Origin of the sequence: Xenorhabdus sp. PR6a, assembly GCF_028599065.1 — a bacterium.
Taxonomy (GTDB): Bacteria; Pseudomonadota; Gammaproteobacteria; order Enterobacterales; family Enterobacteriaceae; genus Xenorhabdus; species Xenorhabdus doucetiae.
Genome location: NZ_JAQRFJ010000013.1, coordinates 54960 through 75343 on the forward strand (window position 1 = coordinate 54960; position 20384 = coordinate 75343).

The window sequence follows — 20384 nt, forward strand, 5'->3', positions numbered from 1 at the left end:
ATGATGACGGAACAAAAACCCTGGTGGATGGATAGCGTTATCTACCAAATTTATCCAAAGAGTTTTCAGGATAGTACCGGTAGCGGCACGGGCGATATCAACGGGATCACCCAACGACTCGATTACCTACAGCGACTCGGTGTTGGAGCCATTTGGATCACCCCCATTTATCCCTCCCCACAAGTTGATAATGGTTATGATGTCGCCGATTACTGCGCTATCAATCCTGATTACGGCACCATGGAGGACTTTGATAATTTGGTGCAAAATGCCCATCGCCGGGGCATTCGCATTATTTTGGATATGGTTTTCAATCATACTTCAACCCAACACCCGTGGTTCCAGGCGGCACAGACGATTGATAGCCCTTACCGCCAGTTTTATATCTGGCGGGATGGTGCTGAAGGTTCTCATCCCAATAACTGGAAATCCAAATTCGGCGGTAATGCGTGGCAATGGCATACAGAGAGCCAACAATATTACCTCCACCTGTTTGCGGTAGAACAAGCTGATTTAAATTGGGAGCATGAGCCAGTTCGTGCCGAATTGAAGAAAATTTGTGAGTTCTGGGCTGACCGTGGTGTTGATGGCTTGCGTTTAGATGTCATTAACCTTGTCTCAAAACAGCAAGATTATCCTAATGATGATCACGGCGATGGCCGCCGATTTTATACTGATGGCCCGCGGATACATGAGTTTTTGCAAGAGATGAGCCGTGATGTTTTTCAGCCCAAGGGATTGATGACTGTGGGTGAAATGTCCTCCACTGGCCTTGAGCACTGCCAACGTTATGGTGCTCTGGACGGAACGGCGCTCTCCATGACGTTTAATTTTCACCACCTTAAAGTTGATTATCCAAATGGCGAAAAATGGACGCTCGCAAAACCAGATTATGTTGAACTGAAAAAGATTTTCTCAACCTGGCAGCAAGGGATGCACCAAAAGGCCTGGAATGCGCTCTTCTGGTGTAATCATGATCAGCCCCGCATTGTTTCCCGATTTGGCGATGAATATCAGTATCACAACATATCCGCTAAAATGCTGGCAATGGTGCTGCATGGTATGCAAGGTACGCCTTATATTTATCAGGGTGAAGAGTTGGGTATGACAAACCCTCACTTTACACGTATTGAAGATTATCGGGATATTGAAAGCCTGAATATGTATCAAGAGCGTATTGAAAAAGGCATGCAACCAGAGGATATACTGGCAATTTTGGCGCAGAAATCCCGCGACAACAGTCGAACACCCATGCAGTGGAATGATTCAGCAAACGCGGGTTTTACCACGGGAACGCCGTGGATTGCACCTTGCCGTAATGACTCAGCGATCAACGCTGAAACTGCCTTGCAGGATGAAGATTCCGTTTTCTATTGCTACCACAATTTGATTAACTTGAGAAAGCAACACCCCATTCTGACATACGGTGACTATCTGGATCTGCTGCCAGAGCACCCGTCACTGTGGTGTTATCTGCGTCGTTGGCAGGAGCAAACCTTACTGGTCATTGCAAACCTGAGCGGTGAAACACAACGTTGGTCTCCGGAATCCTCTCTTTTAAACAAAGAATGGCAGGTATTGATAAGCAATTACCCATCTCCGGCCAAGGCAGAGCATGAAATTAAGCTTAAACCTTATGAGTCAATATACTTAATATCTAAATGACAATGTGATTGATCTATTTTCATTTATCATAATAAGTTGTTTATAAAAGCCGTTTAAGCAACCATACCTCGCTAAAAATCAGGCAAGGTATGGTTGCTTATTTCAAAAGCATAATAAAATTTTATATTTATTCGATATAACAAACATTGTTTAACTCCAACTTGATATTTGATAATCCTTGCTATACTTAAAAGTAACATATAGAAACAATAACATGTTGTTACATTTAATAAGGAGAGATAATCATGTTTCAAATTGCAGATTTCATGTCAGTTAATGGCACAGATTTCGCCTGGAAAAAAATATCCGAAACGTCTCAAAATGTAGATACCACTGTCTTCCCTGATTTAATTAAACCTCATGGGAATAAACATTTTTTATTTTCGGATCTGATGAGAATAACATAGTAAATTGTTATTTTGATGTACAATACCAAATAATGGATTCAAAAAAAAGTTGTTTTAGAATACTTGGGAGGTATCAAATTGAGACTGGAGGATTAGGTTTAGAAATCTATTTGGAAAATATAGAAACACTCAATCATAAAAAAGGGGATACAGTCAGCCTTGATTGGCAATCAAATAAATTAACTTATTTATTTCTTATTGGTGATGCTGGTTATTATATAGGGCCAGATATAAATGCTGAATCTTGGATACAAGACCACCTTCATCTTTTAGGGAATCACTCACTAAAAGAGATCTGTATCCCAGGCTCTCACGATGCAGGCATGAGTGTCGTTACATGGAAAACCCTGTTAGCTTCCGAATGTAACACATTAACTCAAACAAATAATATTTTAGGGCAGTTGAAATCAGGCATAAGATATTTTGATATCAGACCCGCCCTTAGTGATGGGAATTTTTTTACTGAGCATTTTAGTAAAGTGGGTATTTGGGAAGGCGCCCTTGGTGAATCCATTGAATCTATTATTAATGGCATTAATCAATTTACGAAATACAATAATGAATTGATTATGATAAAACTTTCCCATTCCCTTAATTTAGATGTCGGTTTTTTTGAGACATATCGTCATTTTAACAAAGATCAGTGGTTTGACTTATTCGATCAATTATCTACCATTAATCATTTATATTATCATAGCGGTGTAGGTAACGTCTCCGATTCAACGATCAATACCCTGACCGCCAATGGAATGCGCCCCGCCATTTTATTCTTTGTCGATAAAGAAAAAGAATCTGATATTGATTTAGGTGAATATGAAGACGCAGGTTTTTTTTACCTTAATGAATTAGATATGTATTCTAAGTTTTCTAATTCAGATGATTATATTTTCATGGTTCATGATCAAATTCAAAAGATGCATGACCATGCACCAGAACAATACTTTGAAATACAGTGGACGCTGACTCAACAAATTACAGATGTTTCATTATGTTCCACTAGGATTAGCCACAGTATTAGAGAATTAGCCGATATAGCAAATAATAAGTTGGTAGAAAAACTTTATCCATATATCACAAAAACAGAATATCCTAATATCATCCTTATCGATAATGTGAAAGATACAACAGCGACAATATTAGCCTTGGCTATTAATTGGAAAGTACTTTAATGAAGGCTCATACAATGGCAGTATATTGATGGCACTTCCCAAAAATCTGTGCCATACTTTTTTAATCTCAAACAAGGAGTATACCATTATGTTTTACTCAAGATACTTAACTTATTTGGGGGCCATCAGTCTACTCATCTCTGCCTTTGCACTATCTACCTTTGCACAAGCACAAGTCCCCTCTCAACAATTATCGCTAAGCCAGAAAAAATACCTGCAACAGCAAATTAATGAACAAGTTATCGATAAATCTGCACTATCAATGGTCGAAGGTTGGTCAGAGACCAAGAAAGTGGCCGAGTTTATTTGTCGCCCTTTTGCCTTACCCGTTATTCAGAAATACCACAAAGACGCTGATAAAGTTTTCCTTGGCATTGATTCACCAGGGGATATTAAACTCAAAAATGCGTCGGAATTGGTCGGCATAGGGATGTACAGAACCGATGATGGCTGGCACAACATACGATTCTCCTGCAAATTAGATACAACCGGCAAAGCCCGGTCATTCAAGTTCGAAAACATTGTGCCGCCAAAATTGCAAACCGGGCCTGGGCCTGTCATCCCTCCTCATAAGGAGAAGTAAATGAAATATCTCTGGTTGATGTTACTTATTTTCTCTCCCCTGAGTTTTGCGGCCAGTTTTGACTGTACAAAAGCTAAGGCACCGGATGAGAAAGCCATTTGTTCAAATCCAAAGCTGAATGATCTGGATGTGGAATTAAGTGTGAAATATCACTTTCTGCGCGGGCTGTTTGCTATGGGAGTATCAGGCGAGATGTATGATAACCAAAATGCCTGGCTGAAACAGCGCCAAAAATGTAAGGGAGAGACAGCCTGTCTGCTGCAAAGTTACCGCCAACGCATTCATCAACTTGATATGCTGTATAATTCAATAGAGAAACCAATTTGATAATAAATCATTAAGAACTCAAGGCGTGATTTTCTTTCCTTGAGTTTTTTATAAAAAAATCATCTGTATAAAATTTACACTTACTTTTTCTTATACTGACTGTTAATAATTTCAGCATCATGAAAAATAAATTGATCGACAAATTGGTTAAGCCAATCCAACAAACTACCCCGAAACCATCAGGTTGTTCGGGGGGTAAACACGACTGAATTTTTAAACCCTCTGAGCGATTCGCCAGAGGGTTTTTTATACCTGCCCCATGCGCTTCGCCCAGAGTTTCACTAAAGGAGTCATGATGAAAACTCATCGCGAAATCGCACAACAGCTTGACCTGTTTCACTCTGAACCACAAGGGCCGGGCATGATCTTCTGGCACCCAAACGGATGGCGTTTATTTCAAAATATTCAGCAGCATATTCGCCAACTGTATCAACAACACGGTTTTCAGGAGGTTCGTACTCCCCAGTTTTTGAAAAAAGATCTCTGGCACACTTCCGGCCATCTTATGATGTACGGAGAGGATATGTTCTTCGGTGGCGATCAAGAGAATATGCAGGCATACGCGCTAAAACCGATGTCTTGCCCGGCGCATATTTTGCTGTTCAAACGCGGCGTACACAGCTACAGGGAACTACCCGTCAAGCTATTTGAATTTGGTCTTGTTCATCGCAATGAATCTTCTGGTTCTTTGAATGGCTGTTTGCGCCTGCGTCAGTTCACTCAGGATGATGCGCATGTTTTTTGTGCCTGGTCACAGGTTCAGGATGAAGTCATTCACTTTCTGAACAGAGCCAAACTTGTCTACCGCCAGTACGGTTATCAGCATCTTTCCGTCAAAGTCTCCACACGCCCAGAATCCTCTCTGGGAGACGAAGCATTCTTTTTATAAATATCTGGGCGAACTATTTGCCAAACGCCATTTTCATGATTAACCAGAGAATAACCAAATTTTTCATATAACCACTGAGCCGTTGACGTCACTAGCATAATTCTCCGTAACCGCTGCATAACGGGATGGGATTGGCAGCACTCCATCAACCAACGACCTAATTGTTGTTTCTGGTATTCCTCTAATACGTAAACATCACATAAATAGCCGAAGGCCGTGAAATCCGTCACAAGTCTGGCAAATCCTATTTGGTTTTTATCTTTGTACAAGCCAAATGTCAGGCTATTTTCAATATACTCATTTAACTTCAAGGTGCTGGTTTGATTTTTAAATTAACAATTTAAAATCAATAACATGGGTTGTATCCTCTCATGCATCTTCAAGTTTATTAGGTATAGAAGACTGAACTGTTTTAAGATCAATATCTTTAGCCCAACGGGAACCTGTAAGAAATTGATGGATAGCGGTGATATCTAACAGTGATTTGTCTGTCGAAACTTGGTAGTTTTCTTTTTGCCAATGGAAGTGCTGTTGCATATTTTTCTCCACTGAGAACTCATAAATAAACCAACAGAGAACACACAAAACTTAATATAAACTGGATAATGCATCATGTAGATTAAATTATCCGCGATAAAAACCAGCGCAAACGGAGCACCGAAATAAAGCTGAAACTTAACAGTATTAACATAAACACCATCCCTGCCCATATCGATCCGAAATAAGTCACCACCCATTGGAAAAGTAATGAACCCAATGCCAGACCGCCAAAAAAGGCAAAGGAAATTCGCCCAGATGCTGTGGGTATTTCCCCAAAACAATCATGTTGTAGAATCATAACCATCGCCAGAGCATTGGTCGCAACAAGCGTACAACCAATCCCTATCACCCCGGCATAAGCCAACCAGAGGTTTTGTACGGTGGCATTAAATGTTGCAATTAATGCGAAGAAAGCGAAGACAAACAAAAGCGCCAATAAGTCGGATTCCTGCTTAAATCGACTCGCCAGAGGTGTCAGAACTAAACGAGAAAGCCATCCCATCAGTCCGAATAGTGTGATAAGAGATGCAGCCTGATCGGGAGGCATTCCCAATTGAGAAGCAAATATCGGCACCTGAGTAATAAAAGCGGCCAACACAATCCCAACACAGCCTTGCATTAACATCAGCATCATTATGGCGCCCAATTGCCCCGCTTTGCGAGATTTCATCGGTGAAACGGTCACTCTGGGCTGCCAATTGCGAACAGCCACGACAACCGCCATGAGCAGGCACATTGGAACAATGGTGCCTAATGCTGTGCGCCATCCCCATTGTGTCGCAATCCATGGCAAAAACGACCCCGCCACTAATGCAGAGAGTTGAACTCCAGATTGCTTCAATCCCACCATGAACGATTTATTCGCAGGAGCCACTTGTGTCGCAATGGCTTGATTAGTCATGGGATTTGCTAAAGCCTGAGCAATACCACAAACCGCTATTGCCAGTACCATCAACCAAGGGTGATTTGCCAGAATCAATGCTGCAAATGCCCCTCCGGTGAATAGAAACAACATGATACCCGCCCAACGGATGCCCAGCTTTTTCATCCATCTCCCAGCAGATAAGGATAGAATGGCAGCCACACCAAATGTTGCTAACGTAAATCTTCCCAAGAGTTCACGATCAATCGTACCTTCCTGTAAAATAAAGGGAGCCATTGCCCCACAAGCATAAAGAATTAGCATAGGGAGTGCCATTGCCAGTATTAGAATAAATCCCAGTGATAACTCCCTCTTTTTATTATGGGATTCAGCTTGTATTGCCATATTTGCTTATTTCTCCAATTTACCGATAGATATTTATAATCGGTATCGACCTAACTTATCCCTAAAATATAAAACACCCGATGAAGTACATCATCAGGCGTCAGTTATGAGTAAAATAAGTGAATGTGACAGAACCTTACTTATCTAGGACAACACCACCCACTTGTCGCCTCGGTAACGCCATGACGAGCTCAAGAATGGCTATCGCGGCAAGCACAGTGATAAATAAGGATTTCCCTGCTTCAACTAATATCCAGCCACCTATTATTGGAAACCCGAATATCCCTACAAAGTAGGAGACAACGAACCAAGTAAGAGCTGCATGGCGGTTCTCAAGGGCAGATTCGTTTATCGCCCAAGTTTGGATAACAGGATATACCAATCCATACCCCAGGCCGGTTAAAATAGCAGCTATAATCTGAAAGGTTGAATGAATAGGTATACCTAACAAAGATAAAATACCCAGAACTAAAAATGACATGAGTGTGATGACAAGTGGAATACGAGGCACAGTTGATAAATAGCGAGCCAACAGAAGCCGTGATATAACCACAGTCACTACATGAACAGCAAAAAATGTACTGGCACTTGAGTTTGTTCCTTCCACTATTGAACTCTGGAACGACATCATGCCAGAGAACACGCAGCCTCCCAGCCCTACCATAATAATCGGACGGATTGCACTCGTAACCGCAATCTTCGATATATTCTTTATCCAAGGTCTTAATGATAATTCCCGTTGCTCGTGTGGTTCTCTAAACCCAAATATCATTAAAAATAGAGATGCAAAAATAGCAACAATACCAACAAGAAGAAATGCTGTTAGGATAGATATTTTTACTTGTTCAACAATAATGAAGAGTACAATTGGGCTACCGCAAATTCCTGCCATCTGGAAAGCACTAAAACGCGTAAACCAGTATCCCCTATCTGCATCAGAAATACGTTCAGACAACGCCATTGGCCCACTGATATAGAACATACCCCAACCAAGGCCAATCAAAAAAGCCCCTATACGTGGCATGTAACTTAGGTCACCAGCGGAACTACTGAGAAGAAAATAACCACACGACATTGATAAAGCAGCTAAGGCAGCGAAACGCGATGCTTCCAACCTCCCGGCAAACCATCCCACGAAAGGAACACCAATCAAAGTGCCGATTAAAGCCACACTCAGAGTCATTCCTGCGTCAATATCACTCCCTCCTTGTGACCGAAAAAATTCAGAAATTAAGAAAGTAGCTCCATATCCACCCGCAGTAAAAGTCGTGCCGAAGAGGAGAAAAAGTGCTGACGTCGTTCGCATAAATCAAATCCTATATCATTAAGAATTAAATGCTCTTGGAACCATAGACCTCAGTTTACTTATTGCGTCTTTCAAATGAAGACAGACATAGCCTATTTCGTCTTCATTATTAAATCTTCCCAACCCGAAACGTACACTGGCTTGAGCTTCCTCATTACTGACACCTATAGCCTTTAGAACATGTGATGGAGCTCTGTTCGCAGACGTGCATGCAGATCCTGAAGACAGTGCAATATCAGAAAGCTCCAGCAACAGTGAGTCTGCATCTATTCCTTCAAACGATACATTAAGTAATCCCGGAAGACATTCGGTTAGATGACCATTTATCCGAATACCATCCACATTTTCAACAAGATATTGTCGCAATATATTTCTCAGGTGACGTAATCTCAGTGATTCGTCTGGTAAGTTTTTAACAGACAGCTCAACTGCGTGACCAAATCCCACTATCCCTGGAACATTGAGAGTACCAGAGCGCAGACCCCGTTCATGTCCACCACCAACAATGAGAGGAGATAAAGCAATATTTTTATCGCGTGAGTTAATGTAAAGTGCTCCAATACCTTTGGGACCATATATTTTATGTGCAGAAAATGAGGCTAAGCTAATATTCATACGCTGTACATCAAACTCTATTTTTCCAAGTGCCTGTGTAGCATCGGTATGAAAAAGTATATTGCGCTCTTTACAGATAGCACCTATTTCCTCAATTTTTTGTAATGAACCAATTTCATTATTTGCCGACATAATAGAAACAAGATAAGTATCATCTCTCAATGCGCTATGTATTGAGGCAGGGGACACAACACCGTCACTTTGCGGTTGCACATAGGTTACGTCTATTCCCATTGATTCAAGTTTGGCGCAACAATCAAGAACGGCCTTATGCTCAATCATAGATGTGATGACATGCCCTTTTTTATTTTTATGCTGAAGAGTTGCGATGGCAAGATTAATCGACTCGGTTGAGCCAGATGTAAATATAATATCCGATGGGCTTACCGCATTGATTGATGATGAGATTAATTTCCTTGCATGATCAACGGCCTCCCTAGCTTTCCAGCCAAAAGCATGGCTAATACTAGATGCATTGCCATATTCATGAGTAAGATAAGGCATCATAGATTGAAGCACTTCAGGATCTAATGCAGTTGTAGCATTATTATCTAAATATATTAATTTTGGCATAGGTTTCATAATATTCTATTTTTTAATGTAAAAATGGAATTATATTTTTAAAATAATTAGGCAATTGTTATTTCACCTTGGCTTACATCACCAGTTTCGCTGACGAGGTTAAGACGAATAGCACTGGAAACACCTAACATATGGCTAAGTTGAAGTCCGCGAACATATGCTAGCGCTCTAGACCACACACAATCCTCAAAGAACACTTCCAGAAGTGTATCTGTATTTTTATTATCACCTGATGCTTTCTCAAAATATTCTTTTGTAATGGCTGCGCAGGTGAGTTTTTGAGTTGGCTCTTCATAAGAAATATCAGACATTGATGGTTTAGAATCTGAGGTACTTTTGGAAACCATTCGTTGCTTGAGTATTTCGGGTATTTCCTCGGAGGCAAGAATGTGAACTAAGTGCTGTCTCGCTGAATCTTCGTGAATAACTCGTATTTCACCAAGTGATATTTGATGCTTTTCAGCTATGGGTAAAAAAACATTTACAATCGAGGTGTGGAGTTGGCTCAAACGAGGATTTCTTTTTTGAGAATTAGAGAGATTATCTGCTAAGAATTGTAGGCGAAAGATACCACGGTGATCGAAGGCTATAGATATTCTTGGTAATTGACCACATTTATCTTGGATTTTTTTAGCTAATATAAGAGCAGCTTCGAAGGCTTTCAGTTGTGCTTCGACAACTATTTTATCTTCTTGATCAAGATAAACACGTGAATTACCAGCGAGTATACTGATATTAGTTTCTTGTATATTGGCACTCATTAACTATTTTTCCGTTATATGTAATTGTTAATCCATGCAGGTGAAATTAGCACATAAAAAATTCATCAAGCAACTTACCAATTCAAAAAGTATAATCTAGATCAAAATATTATAAGGTTAGGATTAGAACATGCATCAGAATGCAAACTTTCGCTTTGCTTATTAATAAAATAGTTATAATTATCAAGTTATTAATGTTTTCCATTCTGATGATTTTGTATTTCAGAGCATATATTTTTTCACCGAAATAATACGTCATTAATTCTATTTATTAATCATTTTTTAATGAATAATTTCATCAATCCTACATTCCGCATCACTTTCAGGAATAAAACGATTCATAGGATTATCCAAATGTTTTCAGTAAGTTATTTTGATAGACTTGCATATAATAATCACGTATTTTTATGGTAAATAATCAATTTAAAGCTTTTGATGGTCATTAGTTATATAAAATGGTCATGGTATTAATTTGTTGATTCATATACAGTACGCCTATTTGGAAAACATTCAGATGGCAAAGATTGATGTTATCTGCCCATCTTGTCGTGCTGTTAAAGGCGTTCATCGTAATGGGTGTTCCTGGTCATCAACGTTACCTCTGTCAATCTTGTCGCCATACTTGGCAACTGGAATTCACCTATACCGCATGTCGTCCCGGTACACATAAGTAAATTATCGATATGGCAATGAATGGCTCTGGATGCCGCGCCACCGCCCGTGTCATGGGCATTGGACGGAGTACGGTACTTCGCCATTTAAAAAACGCGAGCCTAAACAAGTAACGAGTGCCATTTCTCCTGGGACGGAAGTGGTTGTTTGCTGTGAAATGGATGAACAGTGGTTCTATGTTAAATCGAAAGGTCATACTCGTTGGCTCTTTTATGCTTATGACCGAATAAAACGGAAAGTGATTGCCCACGTTTTTGGACCGAGAACCCAAAAAACACTGAAACGCCTGATGGCCTTGCTGGTGCCTTTCGAAATTGTGCTTTACATGACAGAGGGTTGGCAATGTTATGAAGCTGAATTAGCAGGAAAACTCCATGTTGTCAGTAAACGCTATACACAGCGCATAGAGCGACACAATTTGAACTTGCGCCAACATCTGGCGAGACTGATACACAAAACGTTGTCTTTTTCAAAATCCATTGAAGTGCATGATAAAGTTATCGGGCATTATTTGAACATTCATCACTATCAATAAATTGAGGCCACGACCCTCTCGTGATAGCTTCGAATGTGTTGTTTAGCTTGTGTTGGCTGGCTAATTTCTTTTGCTTTTTATCAATATTGGGATCTTGTCCCTCTGTAATCAGTTTCTTGGCTTCCTCACGTTTCTTTCTTGCCTCAGCCAAAGAAGTATCGGGATAAACACCCGTGGATTTCAATAGATTCAGTTAGACCAAATAAGACTAACAATCCAATCAATTGGCTGAAATTAATGTTTTTTATTGAAAGCAAAAGACAACACAAGACAACAAATGGCGGAGATCACAGGAGTACTAAAATCACACTAACCATATGATTAATAGTAAATTTAATTTTATAAAATCGACAAAATACCCCCTTAAATACCCCCAGAAAATTTTGTCTGAATTTGTATACCTTAGTAGTTGTATATTCATGATAGTGATTAAGGAGCTGTACAGCCATGAGAAATAATGATATCGAATGTTGCTGTATCTCACGGCTGGGATATGAAGTTATTTAGCAGTGTTATCGCGGCATTTGCGTTCGATAAGATTATCGTTCATATCAAAATAGCGGCTAGGCCAGATTTCTGAGGGATGTAATTCAAGGCGTTCCGCAATAATCCACTCCCCTTTAGGCCACGGGCGGCTTAATGCGTTTGCTAATGTCGATGAACTGAGTCCTGCTTCACGAGAGACAGCCGCCAAGGTTGTACCACGTTTACGTAATGCAGCAATAATATCGGCCTGATGCCAGTCATTTCTAACGTTATTCATTCTGCTACCCCTTCCATTAATTAAAACATTGATGGTGGCGATTCAGACAGGGTTCGCAGTACCGGGAACTATCAACCGGCGAGGCCGAAGCCTCCCCTGCCGAACCGCCATTGAAAGGGCGATAGCAGACACACTGGTAGAAACTTCCTACCAGTGGTGATAGTTCTACAAGGCTGCGAAACCCTGACCATTGGTATTTGCCAATGGCGCGATTACTTTAACTGATTGTTTTATTTAACTCAATAACTGAACAGCTAAGTTTAACAGCTATCGCTCAACCTAGCGCTCATGTTCACTACACTATTTCAAATCCATTGAAACCAGTGTCCTAACCGTTGGATGGTTAAAACTATTCTATGAATAAAGACTCAGTAAATTTATCCCCATACATTGTACAACTCCAGGGAAGAATACGGACAGCTAAATCAATCTTTGTTGTTTATTCTCGTTCGTGATCGCTTCGCTATCCGCATTTCCCTTGTGATTTTCAGTTCAGACTAACTTTACTCATTTCGAAACATTCCCTGCGTGTCGGTTAGGTTCACCGTTCCGTGGTACGTCAGATAATGTGTAGCAGGGCGAGGGTTGCGTTGAGTTATTGCAGGAGTTCGCGATGTGCTCAGCACGGCGATGGTGTACTCCCCGTTCAGTGCCCGATTTCAGTCAGGATGAACGCCTCATTATTCGTGACGTAGTGTGATTCCTCCTTTCTTTATTGCATCAGCCTGTTACAAGGCAGTGGGTTAAAAACAAACAGAATAAGTGGGTTAAGGCAGAAAAATGCCTGTGAAAGTGTCTGTCACTCGGTAACACGAGGTTCAAATTGCTCGTCAAACCAGACTGGACGTGCTCTGGACGTTAGCTGCCCGGCGGCGTCACTTGGTAATCGCTACGCTGTTACGCAAGTGACGCCGCGCAGCTTTCGAGACGTTTGTTATTCGTGAATAAACATGTCGGTGAATGTTGTACCGGTTAAAACGGTATCGATCAGAACGTGGCAGATACAATTCTGCGGGGAATGTGCGATAAGCCGGTACATAAAGAGACCGGTAAACTTTCATCGCCAGACGGTGGGTTATTTGTCCGACGATATCTGCTTCCAAAAGTGCGCAGATGTACCGCAATGCTTGCTCTCCCTTTCAGGCTACGGGAGTTTTACCATAGTCACTCGAAAGCGCTTCCTCTCAGACTGTTGGAAGCATTAGCTTGTTACCATACGGGTAACATCACAGTACGCAAAATTTTACACTGGCTGTTCTTTGTCGTCAATTTAAAAAGTAATGCTATAAAAAGCCCTAATTCAAAAGCAGAAAAAGGGCATTACAAGGCAATTTACATTTATTTTTTAATGGAAATATTGCAATATTTTACTCCACCATTTTTTTTCTTTTATTGAAATATCATATCCGTCACAGTAAGCACAGACAATATAAAAATAGTCATGTTTATCATTTGGGAAAGAATAGGCGCTTCCTATCATAGCATAGTCATTATCTATGTAAAAAGGAGAGCTTTGACCTACATAATTATTATCTTTATACAGAACTGCAAAGTATGGCCTTGGATAATTTATATTATAATACATCCCAAATAAATTCACAGGCAGAGGAGAATAAAACTCTACTAAGTAATTATCTTTTTCAAACTCGCCTTCTTTGAAAGAAGATGGAAAAAAGGTTACATGTGATAAAAAAAACCACCATAGAAAAAATATAGATATTAAGCCATATTTAATCATCCTCATATATTACCCTGTCCTTTTCTAGCGGTTCTGTCCAATACACATCAGAAAACACAACAAAGTCTCCACCTTCATCATGTATGTTTTGCCATTCTCTGAAATCCCTATTAAACACTGGAACATAACCCCTATAATTTTTATACAACCATCCGAAAGCTCCAGAAGTAAAACTTGCCATATATACAGGGATCTCTTTTCTGGGTACAACACCTTGCCTTGACCATATGCCTAATGGCTCACTTGCAATATTACTTCCATCAGATAATATATTACGAGTTGGATTATACTTATCCGTAAAATCATACGTATCTTTTATATAAAATCCTAATTTTTCTACTGTGAATTTCTTTTTATTTTCTCTTGTATCAAAATAGCCTCTCACTGCGACCTTCAAAGTGCCAACCCCTATCGCCCCCATCAGTTCATCCATTGTATCCAGATAATCACCAAAACTAATCCTGTTAATTTGAGATAAATAATCCAGCTCAATTGCACTGATTTCATAACCTATATGTATCACGCCATTTTTTTCTTTCGATTTATTTATATCAAATATTTCACCAAATAACCTTGCCTTCCCCTTTTTACTAGCCCAAATGTTTTTTAATTCATAAATTTTGCTATTTACTATTTCATAGCGCCTAGCCCAATCCATCTTTACAATTGAATCATTTACCCGCTCTTTAGGTATCTTCATTGCATTACCATTAACAAACTCACCTCTTATTTTGTCATTAAATTTAAAAACAGGTTTGATTGAAAACCAATGTTTCATTAATGCTGATGCCGTAGTCCACCCCATCTTATCCATAATTTTTGGAATATCATAAAGCGATAATTCATCAAATAAAATCGTTGTAGTCGCACCGCCTTTGACGGTTTTGGTTTTTAAAATACTCATTTTTTCATTCCTATTTTTGTTTGATATAAATATTCAACCTCTAGATTTTCTTCTGCTTTTGAATTTATCGTATCCGTGATACCTGTCTCTTTCGAGACGCCTTTTTTCAATCCTTTTACCGTATTAATACCATAAGCAACATGGCAACAATTATCCCCAGTAACCTCATTTTTCAGCATAAATTTTTTACTAAACAATGCTTCTACTGCCGTTTCAAGTGGCTTAATTAACGACGAAAATCCAGATAAAAGCGGCCTTTCCTCTTCACGCCCCTGCAATTGCGATATCGCGTAGCCCGTTGTCCTTGCTGCGCGATGCGTGAATGACATCGACTTATAATCAAGCTGCACCGTTTCATACGGGATCTGGTCATTGTCATCTATCGAATGCGGATAGTGACAGGAAAAATCAACAATCGTGGCACCTGTCAGTTTAATTTCATAAAAAAATTCCAACTGCCCGGCAGGGTTTACGCGGTAACACTTAAAAAGGGCATCCAGCAATTCGTTCTTGTCTATTGCTAACCCCAGCAACGGGGAAGATTTATCAATGGGTTTGGTAAAGCTGACAGGGAGATGATTGACGTTCTGATCGCGTGTCATCATATGGCTGAGGTTCAGTACCTGTATTTCATCTTCCCGCCCGACTTGATAGCGGTTACCGATAGATTCAGGAGTTGAACAACCCGCCGAGATTAAGCCTTGTTTCTTGCCCTTTAATGTTAAATAAATTATGTGTGACATCAGTCATTCCATCCTGGTTTTTCCATTTAAAAGCCTGACTTATACAATTTTTTACCAGAACTGAGTAACGATAATCGTTAGAAACCTCCTGTTAAAGATAATCACATACTTTAAGTTCATTTATGCAGCAGGATATAACAAGATTATTTATATGTTCCAGTGTGAATAAGGGTTCACCAGAAAAATTGTGATTAACCTCTCATCCTAAATAAAATCAAATAATTACATCATTTTAATTTCACGTAATGCAACAGATTAAAAACACACTGACGCGCTACGCTTGTCTTCTCTGATTTATCTGGCTAATACATTAACCAGATAAATCAGAGATCTTGAAAAATACTATACCCGCCAGAAAAACCATTTTTATTTAACCCCCTCCCTATTACAGAATTAGGGATAAAACTGTTCACCCTGTTCACCTTTGAATATTTTTATTTAAATTCATATTGTTAAAGGGTGATGACTTGAAATCAGACTCATCACCACTCTTCACCCAACTCTTCACCCAACCCTTCACCGTCAAACCAGAAAAAGGTGAACAGGGGTGAAGACTTGTGAACAGTTTAAAAATAACTGTTCACCCTATAATACCTTGATATATATGATTTAAATTACAGAGTGAACAGTAGTGAACACTTTTTTATATTTTTAGGAAATCTTTATCAGGGTGAAAAAATTATTCTTCTGGCAGGTTATCCCTTGTCAATTTCGGCAGCCATTCATTGGCGTCTTCGATATTCAAACTGAGATTGCTGCGAATGCCCTGTTTACTTTTCTTGCGTAGGTAATGCTGGCTGTATTCGGCCAGTGCGCCCGGCATATCCATACCGAACCGGGTCACAGAAACAGGTTTATTCAGGTTGTTGCCTTTCATATAAGCAAGGTAGGCGTGATAAAGGTATTTTCGGGGATTGAACGGCATAATTTCCGCATTGCCGATTAACATACCGTCGGCTTCACTGGAAGCCATCAGATAACCGCAAAAATCCACTAAGGAATCTGTGCCACGTTTGATATCTAGCGCTTCTTCGGATTTTTGTTGCTCTGCCAGTAAACGCTTTGCTTCTTTCGGGTCAGCAAATCGATGAAATAAGTGCTGGATAATTACGGGTAATTCCGCCGCTATTTTGTCTCGCAGAAAGGGATCGCGTTCATGTTCCGGCACCACTTCGGAAAATTTGAAAATCACCCGACGCCGCGATACTCCACCACTGCGATCACTGAAACTCATGGCGTTATTGTTCACTGCCAGCACCACAGCAGGAATGCGGGTTGAATAAGGCTGCTTATGCTTCGGATCAATGGCAACTTCATCCCCGCCTGTGATGGCCTTGATGCCGGAGCCATCTCCAACATAGCGGGTCTGGTCGGGCAGAATAATCAGCGAATACCCGACAATCAGCGCACGCTCCCGTGGGTTTTCCAGTGCGGCCATACTGGCAGAAACAGTATTCCCTTTTCCTGCCAGCATCGCGCAGATTTCAGCAAAAATACTTTTGCCACTGCCTCCGGCACCGGTGACTTCCAGAAACAACTGCCAGTCGTAACGGTTCGCCAGTACCATAAACAGCGCGGCCAACACTCTATCAGCTTTGCGTTCACAGTTAGCGGTTGCACGGTTGAGCCAGTGCCAGAACTGGGGTGCATGACTTTGCAGGGTTTCCCCCGAAACGGGGAATTGAACTCGACGTCATTCGCAAGCAATAGCCAGTCATGTTTGTGGTGAGGCCGGAACTGGCCGATTTTCAGATCAAACACGCCATTACTGAACCCGATTAAATGACGTTCTGGCGGTTGCATCATGGGAAGCTGTAATTTCAGGGCATCCACGGCAGCACTAATACCATGTGGTGAGTATGGCATTTTCTCTTCCATAAAGGCCGCTACCATTTCCCGCTTTAAATCGCGGTCACTGACCGGACGCCAGATAATACTGTCATAATGATGAACGGTTTCCGAAGCGCCATCCAATGCCAAATCACCGTCATAACGTGCCAGTAGCACTTCTCCGCGTTGGCTGGCTCCCATCTGACATAATGTCAGTTTTGACGATTCGGCATCATTGGGCTGAATGATCGCTTTTTTCGTCGCTGGTGCTGGTTGATAAAGTCCCTGATAAAACGCCTGTTTTGCCATGTCTACACCGTGTTGTTGGCGATAATCGTCCCAGTCAGCTTTGATATTACCCGGTGGCAATGTAAGCCAGCCCTTCACTGCATGGGCGGTTTTTTCTGCCGAGATCTTGCCAACATTCTTTTTGGGTTTGCCGTCTTTATCCAGCTCGCCCGGTTCGTGCCAATCATTATCTGCGGCAATAATGATTTTTGCGTCCGGCCAACGTTCTCGAACGGCTTTGGCAACAGAATGTAAATTGCCTGCATCCAACGCGGCCAGAACAGTCCCTTTATAGAGCTGGTTAACCGTGAGTGCTGTGGCGTAACCTTCTGTAATGATGACCGTGTCGGGGCGTTCTTCCAGCTCTGACAGCGCAATAAAAGCCCCTTTCTTCTTGCTGCCGGGGAAGAGTTTCTTCTCTCCATTCGGTTTAATGATCTGTGCACCTGTTACTTTTCCGTCCAGTGTTGCGAGTCGCAACACTGCTGAATTATCGGCCAACAGTCTCTGATTAGGGTAGTGCAGTCCCTTTGCGGTCAGATAGGGCGATTGTCCCGCAACAGTTTGCACCATCAGGGTCGCCACTCTTTCAGCAATCGGTTGTGTGGGGTAGTTGGTTTCTCTGGTTGACTTGGATTCCGTCAAAGGTAATGCCAGCGCATCCGCAACAACTTTTGTTGCCTCAATGATGGAAATCCCTTTGGTTCTCGCCACCAAATCCAGTCCATCACCATAGTTTGGGGCATCACACTGGCGGCAATGCCAGTTGCCATGATGATGATCGTCAATAAAGTGAAAACGGTCGGTGCCGCCGCAGACCGGACAAGCACCATGTTTACCTTTGGCTGGGATATCGATGCCACACGCAGGCAGCAGATTTTCCCAATGATACATGGCGGATTTTTTCACGGTCTGGATCAGGTCGAGCGGTTTTTGGCTGCGGGTTTTATCTGAAAGTGTAAATTTAGGGTGAGTTTGGGTATGCTGTATATCAGCCATCATCGTTACTCCGTATAACGGTTGTTGGTCAGACGCCTCAGATGTGTACCAGCACACTGGGGCGTTGTTTTTTTATCTTGCGTTTCTTATGTCATGTTCTTTTCTGTGTTATGCCGCCCGTGATCCCGCAATACGTTGCGCAATCCAGCTATCAATCTCTGATTCAATAAACGCGATGGAACGAGAGCCGAGTTTGATTTGTTTAGGGAACTCTCCATCATTAATCAATTTGTAGATCCACGCTTTGCTATAACCCGTTCTGCGCTGAACTTCCGGCAAACGAATAAGATTTTCTTTCGGTGCTGTCATTACCATATTTTTTCTCCTGTTACCGAGTCCTTGAACGTTCATCATGGACGTTGTTTGATGACAGCCGGATTATTTAAAAAGCAAGATTAAATGAACAGCGTTAATTGTTTATTCCATTTGTGAAATTTATCGATTTATAAGAAGTATTGGCTCTCTAACCATATGTTGTATGAAAAGCAGTCACTGTTGGCACTGCCAGCACTGCGCAAAAAACAACCGTTTTTTATCAACCATTATAAATGGTATGAAAAACCGACTTGAGTGCCCCAGGCACAACGGTATGAAAAATAACCGCATGTTTACGCCCTTTTGCCAAATTTTCCAATCAGCACATTTTCATCCCGTTCCAACATCTCCATATAATCCGCATACCATTGCAGCATTTCCCTGCGTCCTTCCAGATATTGGGCGTGATTGTAAGTCCCCCGAATGCTGTTTTTATCTACGTGAGCAAGCTGTGTTTCAATCCAAGCAGAATTGTAGCCCTGCTCATGAAGTATTGTACTCATGGTATGGCGAAATCCGTGCCCTGTTGCCCTGCCCTTATATCCCAAAAGTTCTATTACATGACTAATACTTTCTTTACATATTGGTTTACTGCGATCACTTCTACCAATAAAGACCCACGGGTAATCACCCGTTATTAATCTCAATGATTTAAATAAATCAACACATTGATCAGATAAGGGCATAATATGCGGTCGCCTCATTTTCATAATATGTGCAGGAATTTCCCAGATAGCATTATCAAGGTCAATATATTCCCATTTTGCATAACGTAACTCTTTCGTTCTAACACCTGTAAGTAAAATGATCCGAGCTGCTGTTTTTGTTATTACACTGCCAGTATAAGCAGACAAGTCTTTCAGGAAAAAAGGTAATTCCTGCGCCGTTAGAAAAGGGTAGTGCTGTTTTTTAGGTACAGCCAGAGCACTGGCTAGATCGGGGGCAGGGTTATATTCAGCCCGCCCTGTGATAATGGCATATTTAAAAACCTCCCCACAGCGTTGACGAACTTTCCGCATTTTCTCCAATGCACCTCTGGCTTCCAATTTTTTCAGCACTTCAAGTAATTCCAAAGGCTTTATTTCTGATATGGGACAATGACCGATATAAGGGAAAATATCCTTTTCAAAGGTATCAATCATTTCATCACGATAACGCAATGACCATCTGTCAGCCTTGGATTTATGCCACTCTCTCGTGATAGCTTCGAATGTGTTGTTTAGTTTGTGCTGGCTGGCTAATTTCTTTTGCTTTTTATCAATATTGGGATCTTGTCCCTCTGCAATCAGTTTCTTGGCTTCCTCACGTTTCTTTCTTGCCTCAGCCAAAGACGTATCGGGATAAACGCCCAATGCAAGCAGCTTCTCTTTATGATTAATTCGGTACTTCAATCGCCAATATTTTGAACCACTTTGCTTAACTAACAGATACAAACCGCCACCATCAGACAACTTATAATCTTTTTCCTTTGGCTTACAGGTATAGC

General features: G+C 41.1%; 17 protein-coding genes and 4 pseudogenes. 6 read left to right on the forward strand and 15 right to left on the reverse strand.

Translation table 11 applies throughout. The annotated features are described in order from the left end of the window. Positions 1 to 3: 3 nt before the first annotated feature. The 5 genes from treC to PSI15_RS05685 all read left to right on the forward strand — a co-directional run bounded on the left by treC (position 4) and on the right by PSI15_RS05685 (position 5040). Complete coding sequence (gene treC, locus PSI15_RS05665) at positions 4 to 1665, forward strand: alpha,alpha-phosphotrehalase (RefSeq protein ID WP_273582700.1); 1662 nt, start codon at positions 4 to 6, stop codon at positions 1663 to 1665. 439 nt (positions 1666 to 2104) lie between these two features. Further along, entirely contained in the window at positions 2105 to 3241 is a 1137-nt protein-coding gene (locus tag PSI15_RS05670; protein WP_273582682.1) for a hypothetical protein, read from the forward strand. 88 nt (positions 3242 to 3329) lie between these two features. After that, a complete protein-coding gene (locus PSI15_RS05675; RefSeq protein WP_273582683.1) occupies positions 3330 to 3824 on the forward strand; it encodes a hypothetical protein in 495 nt (164 codons plus the stop codon). Then, positions 3825 to 4151: a lysozyme inhibitor LprI family protein gene (locus PSI15_RS05680; protein ID WP_273582684.1), complete on the forward strand. Its 327-nt coding sequence runs from the start codon at positions 3825 to 3827 to the stop codon at positions 4149 to 4151. Between the two features lie 295 nt (positions 4152 to 4446). Continuing rightward, positions 4447 to 5040: an aminoacyl--tRNA ligase-related protein gene (locus tag PSI15_RS05685; RefSeq protein WP_273582685.1), complete on the forward strand. Its 594-nt coding sequence runs from the start codon at positions 4447 to 4449 to the stop codon at positions 5038 to 5040. Here PSI15_RS05685 and PSI15_RS05690 read toward each other — a convergent pair. The 6 genes and pseudogenes from PSI15_RS05690 to PSI15_RS05715 form a co-directional block, all read right to left on the reverse strand. After that, a pseudogene (locus tag PSI15_RS05690) lies at positions 4971 to 5360 on the reverse strand (GNAT family N-acetyltransferase); the annotation flags it as partial. The gene PSI15_RS05685 and the pseudogene PSI15_RS05690 sit on opposite strands and share 70 nt — an antisense overlap. Positions 5361 to 5409: 49 nt before the next feature. Next, entirely contained in the window at positions 5410 to 5577 is a 168-nt protein-coding gene (locus tag PSI15_RS05695) for a hypothetical protein (protein ID WP_273582686.1), read from the reverse strand. Between the two features lie 82 nt (positions 5578 to 5659). Further along, the gene (locus tag PSI15_RS05700; RefSeq protein ID WP_273582687.1) at positions 5660 to 6847 is read right to left on the reverse strand and encodes an MFS transporter; all 1188 of its coding nucleotides are present in this window, start codon (positions 6845 to 6847) and stop codon (positions 5660 to 5662) included. 136 nt (positions 6848 to 6983) lie between these two features. Further along, positions 6984 to 8153 (reverse strand): MFS transporter, encoded by a 1170-nt coding sequence (locus tag PSI15_RS05705; protein WP_273582688.1) that lies wholly within the window; start codon positions 8151 to 8153, stop codon positions 6984 to 6986. Between the two features lie 18 nt (positions 8154 to 8171). Beyond that, positions 8172 to 9341 (reverse strand): cysteine desulfurase family protein, encoded by a 1170-nt coding sequence (locus PSI15_RS05710; protein WP_273582689.1) that lies wholly within the window; start codon positions 9339 to 9341, stop codon positions 8172 to 8174. A 56-nt stretch (positions 9342 to 9397) separates the two neighbouring features. Beyond that, a complete protein-coding gene (locus PSI15_RS05715; protein WP_273582690.1) occupies positions 9398 to 10111 on the reverse strand; it encodes a hypothetical protein in 714 nt (237 codons plus the stop codon). A gap of 514 nt (positions 10112 to 10625) precedes the next feature. Here PSI15_RS05715 and PSI15_RS05720 point away from each other — a divergent pair. Further along, a pseudogene (locus tag PSI15_RS05720) lies at positions 10626 to 11318 on the forward strand (IS1 family transposase). On the opposite strand, the gene PSI15_RS05725 reads toward PSI15_RS05720, so the two are convergent. The 9 genes and pseudogenes from PSI15_RS05725 to PSI15_RS05765 all read right to left on the reverse strand — a co-directional run. Further along, a complete protein-coding gene (locus PSI15_RS05725) occupies positions 11281 to 11502 on the reverse strand; it encodes an Arm DNA-binding domain-containing protein (protein ID WP_273582691.1) in 222 nt (73 codons plus the stop codon). The pseudogene PSI15_RS05720 and the gene PSI15_RS05725 sit on opposite strands and share 38 nt — an antisense overlap. Positions 11503 to 11817: 315 nt before the next feature. Next, positions 11818 to 12081: a helix-turn-helix domain-containing protein gene (locus tag PSI15_RS05730; RefSeq protein ID WP_273582692.1), complete on the reverse strand. Its 264-nt coding sequence runs from the start codon at positions 12079 to 12081 to the stop codon at positions 11818 to 11820. 875 nt (positions 12082 to 12956) lie between these two features. Beyond that, entirely contained in the window at positions 12957 to 13205 is a 249-nt protein-coding gene (locus PSI15_RS05735) for a hypothetical protein (RefSeq protein WP_273582693.1), read from the reverse strand. A 221-nt stretch (positions 13206 to 13426) separates the two neighbouring features. Beyond that, complete coding sequence (locus PSI15_RS05740; protein ID WP_273582694.1) at positions 13427 to 13819, reverse strand: DUF6201 family protein; 393 nt, start codon at positions 13817 to 13819, stop codon at positions 13427 to 13429. Beyond that, positions 13812 to 14723 (reverse strand): DUF6402 family protein, encoded by a 912-nt coding sequence (locus tag PSI15_RS05745; protein ID WP_273582695.1) that lies wholly within the window; start codon positions 14721 to 14723, stop codon positions 13812 to 13814. Before PSI15_RS05745 ends, PSI15_RS05740 begins: the two co-directional genes overlap by 8 nt. Positions 14724 to 15007: 284 nt before the next feature. Further along, positions 15008 to 15466: pseudogene (locus tag PSI15_RS05750) on the reverse strand (Hcp family type VI secretion system effector); the annotation flags it as partial. Positions 15467 to 16145: 679 nt separating this feature from the next. Continuing rightward, positions 16146 to 18478, reverse strand: a pseudogene (locus PSI15_RS05755) (toprim domain-containing protein). A 213-nt stretch (positions 18479 to 18691) separates the two neighbouring features. After that, positions 18692 to 18898, reverse strand: a complete 207-nt coding sequence (locus PSI15_RS05760) for a helix-turn-helix transcriptional regulator (RefSeq protein ID WP_273582696.1) — start codon at positions 18896 to 18898, stop codon at positions 18692 to 18694. Between the two features lie 293 nt (positions 18899 to 19191). Continuing rightward, on the reverse strand, positions 19192 to 20384 hold a 1193-nt coding region (locus tag PSI15_RS05765), incomplete at its 5' end, for a tyrosine-type recombinase/integrase (protein ID WP_273582697.1).